9 protein-coding genes are annotated in these 6,125 nt (G+C 66.2%); 6 read left to right on the top strand and 3 right to left on the bottom strand.

Annotated elements, in window-relative coordinates; genetic code table 11:
- Positions 1 to 828 (bottom strand): parallel beta-helix domain-containing protein (locus ABNS06_RS03735; protein ID WP_348672651.1); only part of this gene is annotated, 828 nt, incomplete at its 3' end.
- Between the two features lie 300 nt (positions 829 to 1,128).
- Between ABNS06_RS03735 and ABNS06_RS03730 the strand changes: the two genes are divergently transcribed.
- Positions 1,129 to 1,764 (top strand): hypothetical protein, encoded by a 636-nt coding sequence (locus ABNS06_RS03730; protein ID WP_348672649.1) that lies wholly within the window; start codon positions 1,129 to 1,131, stop codon positions 1,762 to 1,764.
- Complete coding sequence (locus ABNS06_RS03725; protein WP_348672648.1) at positions 1,730 to 2,170, top strand: diguanylate cyclase; 441 nt, start codon at positions 1,730 to 1,732, stop codon at positions 2,168 to 2,170. Before ABNS06_RS03730 ends, ABNS06_RS03725 begins: the two co-directional genes overlap by 35 nt.
- Here the strand turns inward: ABNS06_RS03725 and ABNS06_RS03720 are convergent.
- Both ABNS06_RS03720 and ABNS06_RS03715 read right to left on the bottom strand, forming a co-directional pair.
- Complete coding sequence (locus ABNS06_RS03720; protein WP_348672647.1) at positions 2,167 to 3,279, bottom strand: NAD(P)/FAD-dependent oxidoreductase; 1,113 nt, start codon at positions 3,277 to 3,279, stop codon at positions 2,167 to 2,169. The two genes, ABNS06_RS03725 and ABNS06_RS03720, sit on opposite strands and share 4 nt — an antisense overlap.
- Complete coding sequence (locus ABNS06_RS03715) at positions 3,279 to 3,974, bottom strand: helix-turn-helix domain-containing protein (RefSeq protein ID WP_348672646.1); 696 nt, start codon at positions 3,972 to 3,974, stop codon at positions 3,279 to 3,281. The genes ABNS06_RS03720 and ABNS06_RS03715 overlap by 1 nt, the downstream gene beginning before the upstream one ends.
- A 117-nt stretch (positions 3,975 to 4,091) precedes the next feature.
- Here ABNS06_RS03715 and ABNS06_RS03710 point away from each other — a divergent pair, with 117 nt between their 5' ends.
- The 4 genes from ABNS06_RS03710 (at position 4,092) to ABNS06_RS03695 (ending at position 6,070) form a co-directional block, all read left to right on the top strand.
- On the top strand, positions 4,092 to 4,535 hold the full coding sequence (locus ABNS06_RS03710; RefSeq protein ID WP_348672645.1) for an SRPBCC family protein: 444 nt from the start codon (positions 4,092 to 4,094) through the stop codon (positions 4,533 to 4,535).
- Positions 4,532 to 5,203 (top strand): glutathione S-transferase family protein, encoded by a 672-nt coding sequence (locus ABNS06_RS03705; RefSeq protein WP_348672643.1) that lies wholly within the window; start codon positions 4,532 to 4,534, stop codon positions 5,201 to 5,203. Before ABNS06_RS03710 ends, ABNS06_RS03705 begins: the two co-directional genes overlap by 4 nt.
- Positions 5,200 to 5,574 (top strand): DUF1428 domain-containing protein, encoded by a 375-nt coding sequence (locus ABNS06_RS03700; protein ID WP_348672642.1) that lies wholly within the window; start codon positions 5,200 to 5,202, stop codon positions 5,572 to 5,574. The genes ABNS06_RS03705 and ABNS06_RS03700 overlap by 4 nt, the downstream gene beginning before the upstream one ends.
- Positions 5,575 to 5,692: 118 nt before the next feature.
- Positions 5,693 to 6,070, top strand: a complete 378-nt coding sequence (locus tag ABNS06_RS03695; RefSeq protein ID WP_348672641.1) for a hypothetical protein — start codon at positions 5,693 to 5,695, stop codon at positions 6,068 to 6,070.
- Positions 6,071 to 6,125: the final 55 nt, after the last annotated feature.

The following is a 6,125-nucleotide window of genomic DNA, read 5'->3' as shown; positions in this document are numbered from 1 at the left end:
GGCCCCCTGCGGGGCGAACTGCGGAATGTTGTTCCGGTAGGAGCGGTTGTTGCGCACCAGGTTCTTTTCGCCGAACTGGACGCGGCCGGGCAGATCGAACACCAGGAAACCACCGACATTGTCGTGGGCGATGTTGTCCACGTATTCGGCGCGGTAGGTGTTCTCGAACTCGAACCCGGCGACGTTGTGGAACGCCTCGGTCCGGCGCACGAGAATGTCGCTGGACTGGCCGATGTACACGCCGGCGTCGGAAGAACCGATGGACACCGAGTCCTCGATCAGGATGTAGCGACAGACGACCGGATAGAACGCATAGGCGCCGTTGTTCACCCAGGATTCCATCGACTCGTCGTAGTTGGGCGAGGCCGGGTCGGCGTTGGACCAGCCGATCTTCACCCGGCGGAAGGTCACGTGTTCGGAGCGGAACACACGCACGCCGTTGCCGGGGGCGTCGTAGACGGTGATGTCCTCGATGGTGAACCCGTCGACCTGGTTGACGCTGATCCCGTCCTGCGCCGGCGATTCGGCGAAGGACAGAATCGTCTTGTCCATGCCGGCGCCGCGCACGGTGATGCCGCGCTTGCCGGTCATGATCAGCCCGGTGGTGAACGCGTACTCGCCCTCGCAGAATTCGATGACATCGCCTTCGCGCGCCTCGAAGAACGCGATCAGCGCGTCACGCTGGGCGGTAGCCGGATCGCAGATCACGTGGGTGACCGGCGCGCCGGACGCGTCACCCGGAACCCCGTCCGGTGCCGGCGACTGACCACAGCCGCAAAGCCACGCCGTCGCCAGCAGGCAAATGATTGATGCTCGACGTCCGATCATGTCTCCCCCCTGATCTCGATACGACGGCCGGCTTGTATGCGCCGAAACCAGAGTCTAGCGCGCTGGTGGCGCAACGGTTGGTGCCGTCCGTCTCCCGAGACGCGTGGGCCCGCATGAATTGAGCTAAAATTCCCAAAGCGGCGGAAGCCGGAGCCGTCGAGCCACCGCATACAGCCGGCCACGCCGGTAGTAGGTCGCGACACTCCGTCTGTGCCTCATCGCTCGCATCGAACGCCATCCAGGAACAGGAGGCACGTCGCCCGATCTGGCTGAATTCAGCCCCCGATCGTCATCACGCTCATGGTTGAACTGGTTACCGTCACTGAACCGGCTGCCGCCGAATCCACCGTGCCGCTGCATGCGCGCAGCGACATGATGCGAGGCATCAGGCTGCTGCTGGAATTGTGCGTGGACGGTGCGCGCGCGGACATGGTCTGGTTCCAGCCCGGCACGCCGGACCTCACACGAGTCGTGCGCATGAACCCGAGCGTCCGCATCCCGCCAGCGGAGCATGAGCAGTTCATCGCATTGTCCGAACATGTCCTGACGCTGGGGCTGCCCAACATCATGGCGCCCAGCATTCGTCGGGACGTGCGCCTCAAGGACTTTCCGGCCAACCACAGGCAACTGCCCAATGCGGGGTTTTTCGCCTGGGCCATCGTCGTCAACGGCGAGCGGCTTGGTGTGATGTGCATGGCGCGCGCCGACAGCGGACTGCTGACGGCCAACGAGCGCAGGCACGTCATGCGCATTGCGGAACTCGTCACCATCTGCCTGCGTGCACACTACGACGCCGCATACGACGAGCTGACGGGTCTGATGACCCGGCGCCAGGGGCATGAAAGTCCTGCTCAGAGAACTGCGTCGCTCCGCTCGCCGGCTCCAGCCGACCTGCGTATCGATGCTGGATCTGGACCATTTCAAACTGCTCAATGACAGCCGGGGGCATGCCGCCGGGGACGCCGCGCTGAAGTCCGTCGCGCAGCTGCTGCAAAAGGCCTACCAGCGCGCGGGTGATGTCGTCATCCGCTGGGGCGGTGAGGAAATCCTGATCTTGCAGCCTGGCGTGAACGCCCTCGCCGCCGAGGAGTACGCCAAACGGGTGCGAGACGATCTCCGGGCGCTGGACATTCCCAATCCCGCAGCACCGCTGGGCTGCGTCACGGCGAGCATCGGCGTGGCGGCGTATGCGCCCGCGCCAGGCACGCCCGTGATCAATCCCGAGGAGATCGCAGGCCGGCTGATTTCCGAGGCGGACCGGGCGCTCTACGCGGCAAAAAACGGTGGCCGCAACCAGGTCATCGCGACCGAGGTGTCGGTCGAGATACCGGACCAGCTCTAAAACGTCACAGCAACCGCATTCGCCACATTGTCCGCCAGCGCCAGCGACGCGGTGAGCCCAGGCGACTCGATTCCGAACAGGTTCACCAGACCCGGTATGCCGTGGTCACCGGGACCGGAGATGCGGAAATCCGCTGCCGGTTCGCCTGGCCCGGCGATCTTGGGGCGGACACCGGCATAGGCGGGTTCGAGCCGGGCCGCATCCAGCGCCGGCCAGTAGTGCCGTATGGCAGCCTCGAATCCGGCGCCTCGGGCCGGGTCGACCTGGTAGTCCGGCGCATCCACCCATTCGACATCGGGCCCGAACCGCGCCTGCCCGGCCAGATCCAGCGTCAGATGCACACCCAGACCGCCGGGCTCCGGCACCGGGTAGACCAGCCGCGAAAACGGCGCCCGCCCCCGCAGCGTGAAATAGCTGCCCTTGGCGAACCAGGCGCGGGGCCGCCGCGCCTCCGGCAGACGGTCGGTGCGGGCGGCCAGCGCCGGCGCATCCAGACCAGCCGCGTTCACCACCACCTGGGCGATCAGGGCGGGGCGATCCGCGTCCTCGGTGAACACCTCGATGCCGCGCCCGGTCGGCACCAGCCGGCTCACCGTGGTGTGACAGGCCAGCATCGCCCCGGCCGTCTCCGCCTGCCCCAGCAGCGACAGCATGTAGGCATGCGAGTCGATGATGCCGGTGGAGGGCGACAACAGCGCCGCCGTGCAATGCAGCGCCGGTTCCAGCGCCCTGGCCTCGGCGGCGCTCAGCCGGCGCAGATCATCGACGCCGTTGGCCGCCGCCCGGCGCCGGATCGATTCGAGCTCGGATTCCTGCGATGCGTCGGTCGCGACGATCAGCTTGCCGCAGCGGCGATGCGGAACGTTGTTGCGCTCGCAGTAGGCATACAGCTGCGCCTTGCCGCGAACGCAAAGCGTCGCCTTCAGCGACCCCGCCGGATAGTAGATGCCGGCGTGGATAACCTCGCTGTTGCGGGCGCTGGTCACGGTGCCGAACTGCGCCTCGCGTTCCAGGATCAGCGTTTCACGGCCCTGCCGCGCCAGCGCGCGGGCAACCGCCAGGCCGATCACGCCTGCACCCACGACCACGCATTCGACCGGCTCCGCCATCAACCGCTCTTGGCCGGAAGCTCGAACAGGTCCAGAAAACGCCGCACGTCGGTGGCCTCGCCCTGGATGGTGATGCCGTTGTCGGCCGCCGCGTCCACCGGCATCAGCCCGTAGATCAGGCCGGCCAGGGCTGACGCATCGGGGGCGATGAAGCTCACCGCGGCATCCAGTACCTCGGTGCGACGGATGACCAGCGTCCGCCGCTCGACCTGTGCGTGGAACAGCTCGCCAGCGACATCGAAGCCCACGCCCAGGACCAGCTCGCCGGCCTGGTCCGGATCGAACATCGTGCGCAGCGACATCATCAGCGACATCGGCGACAGCGGCAGCCTCGGATCGTGCAGTGACGAACGTGCCGCCCAGCGGCCCAGCTCCTGGAGGATCGGCTCGGCCTCATAGCCCCAGTCGGTGAGTTCATAGATCTGCGTGGCGGCCGGCGGGGGCAGCTTGCGCCGTGTCAGCACGCCAACGGACTCCAGTCCTTCCAGGCGCTGGGTCAGCACCTTGGCGCTGATCCCGGGCAGATGCGCGCGCAGATCGGAGAAGCGACGACCGCCCAGCATCAGCTCGCGGATCACCAGCAGCGACCACCGCTCGCCAATCAGCTCCAGCGCGAACGCCGCCCCGCAGGCGTCGTGGTACCAGCGGCCGTGCGCGGTGCCTGTCGCTTCATTAGTTTCTTTTTGTAACTTCATTGTTGCTTTCAGTAACCTTCCCTGCAATGCTACCCCAATACGAGGCGGCAGCGTCATCGAAGATCCACAGGATTCCCCCACGCTGCCACATGGCCATTCGCGACAGGAGACACGACCATGCACGAGCTGAAAATCACCCGCCACATCAGCGCACCGACGGATCGGGTGTGGGACGTGCTCGCCAACCGCCAGGAAGAATGGTGGTGCCCGAAACCCTGGACCATCGAACTGATCGCCCAGGAACGCCGCGCCGGCGGCCGCTCGGCCATGATCATGCGCGGCCCGAACGGCGAGGAGATGCCGCAGGAAGGCATTGTCCTGGCCTGGGACGAGGGCCGCCGCATCGTGACCACCGACGCGCTCAATGCCGCCTTCGAGCCAACCGGACCGTTCATGATCGGCTTCTGGGAGATCGAACCCGACGGCGATGGCACCTTGTACACGGGCCGCGCCCGGCACTGGACCGAAGAGGCCCGCAAGCAGCACGAGGCGATGGGATTCCACGCCGGCTGGACCGCCGTCGCCGATCAGCTGGCCGCCCTGTGCGAGGCCGACGCATGAGCGACACGTCCGCGACGACCCAACCGTTGGTCTCGGCCTTCCGCTGGGTGCCGGACTTCGCCCGCGGCCTGGTGCGTGATCTGCGCGTGCGCTGGGCGCTGGAGGAAATCGGCCGCCCCTACCGCACCGTGCTGATGGACGCCGCCCAGCCACGTGACGCCGAGTACCGGGCGTGGCAACCATTCGGGCAGGTTCCGGCCTTCGATGACGGCGCCATCCGGCTGTTCGAGAGCGGCGCCATCCTGCTGTACCTGGGCGAACAGGACGAAACACTGCTGCCCACCGATCCGGCGGGACGCTGGGCCGCAACCGCCTGGACCTTCGCGGCGCTGAACAGCATCGAACCGGCCGTGAGCCGCTTGGTCAGCCTGGACCTGTTCCACACGAACGACGCCTGGAGCGCGGAGGCCCGCGTGCCGGCCTTGGAGTTCGTCAACGCCCGGTTGCGAAGCCTCGCCGACGCGCTGGGCGAGCTGGACTGGCTCACCGGACGCTTCACCGTCGCAGACATCCTGATGGTGACGGTGCTGCGCAACCTGCATCACACCAACCTCGTTGCCGCGTTTCCGAATCTCGCCGCCTTTCAGGCGCGCGGTGAGGCTCGGCCGGCCTTCCAACGGGCGATGAACGCCCAGATCAACGACCTTTCCAACGGAGACACCCCATGAGCTATATCGACGGATTCGTGATTGCCGTACCCACCGCCAACCGCGAGCAGTTCATCCAGCACGCCCGCACCGCTGACGACTGGTTCATCGAGAACGGCGCCCTGCGCGTGATCGAAACCTGGGGCACCGACGTGCCGGACGGCAACGTCACCGATTTTCGACGTGCGGTTCAGGCCACGCCCGACGAGACCGTCGTATTCAGCTGGATCGAGTGGCCCGACAAGGCGACCCGGGACACCGCCATGCAACGCATGATGAGCCCGGACAACAACGACCCGCGCTTCGACATGGAGAAGAACCCCATGCCCTTCGACGGCCAGCGGATGATCTTCGGCGGCTTCGAACCGGTGCTGGAGCTCAATCGCTCGTAGTCGCCAATGCATGCGTCGGGGACCAGCGCAGACGCTCGTCCCCGGCGATGTCTTTACAGAATATTTCCGGGACCGGGCATAGGATCAACCCTCTATAAAAGTGACTTGGTTGCTCCCCATGATGAGCCATGAGAACCAGCGGGCCCCGCATCCCGGTGAGCATGCGCAAAGTTTCGAATTTGCAGCGGAAATCGAGATCGTCGGCGTCCTGTGGCAGCTTCAGCGCCCCGGCGGCAGGAACATCAGCCAACAGCGGCTTCTGGAACACCCGAAAATCCGCAAGTGCTTTCGCTCGTCCGATGTGCGCCACGCCATTTTCAGACTGATCGACGAGGGCTCTCTGGATATCGTTCAGGCCGAGGATGCGGACTATTTTCGCCTCACGCCCTCGGGGCTGGACCGGGCGATCCGCCATGCGATGACACCCAATTTCTACGCGCTGCCACCGGCGGACCGGCAGGCGCTGCTCGCCGCCCGGAGTCGCGCCACGAACTGACCGCCCGGCACCGAGGCCAGGTGGTCAGCGCTTCCGGAATGGTCTTGCCTGACAT

Origin of the sequence: uncultured Abyssibacter sp. (assembly GCF_964000955.1) — a bacterium.
Taxonomy (GTDB): Bacteria; Pseudomonadota; Gammaproteobacteria; order Nevskiales; family OUC007; genus Abyssibacter.
The sequence above is the reverse complement of the archived record's forward strand: the minus strand, read 5'-3'. Positions and strand labels throughout refer to the sequence as shown.

Bases quoted from the DNA above. Each gene is read 5' to 3' on its own strand.
- ABNS06_RS03725 (WP_348672648.1), top strand. From the start codon at position 1,730: ATGCTGGATCTGGACCATTTCAAACTGCTCAATGACAGCCGGGGGCAT.
- ABNS06_RS03720 (WP_348672647.1), bottom strand. From the start codon at position 3,279: ATGGCGGAGCCGGTCGAATGCGTGGTCGTGGGTGCAGGCGTGATCGGC.
- ABNS06_RS03700 (WP_348672642.1), top strand. From the start codon at position 5,200: ATGAGCTATATCGACGGATTCGTGATTGCCGTACCCACCGCCAACCGC.
- ABNS06_RS03695 (WP_348672641.1), top strand. From the start codon at position 5,693: ATGATGAGCCATGAGAACCAGCGGGCCCCGCATCCCGGTGAGCATGCG.
- ABNS06_RS03705 (WP_348672643.1), top strand. From the start codon at position 4,532: ATGAGCGACACGTCCGCGACGACCCAACCGTTGGTCTCGGCCTTCCGC.
- ABNS06_RS03710 (WP_348672645.1), top strand. From the start codon at position 4,092: ATGCACGAGCTGAAAATCACCCGCCACATCAGCGCACCGACGGATCGG.
- ABNS06_RS03715 (WP_348672646.1), bottom strand. From the start codon at position 3,974: ATGAAGTTACAAAAAGAAACTAATGAAGCGACAGGCACCGCGCACGGC.
- ABNS06_RS03730 (WP_348672649.1), top strand. From the start codon at position 1,129: ATGGTTGAACTGGTTACCGTCACTGAACCGGCTGCCGCCGAATCCACC.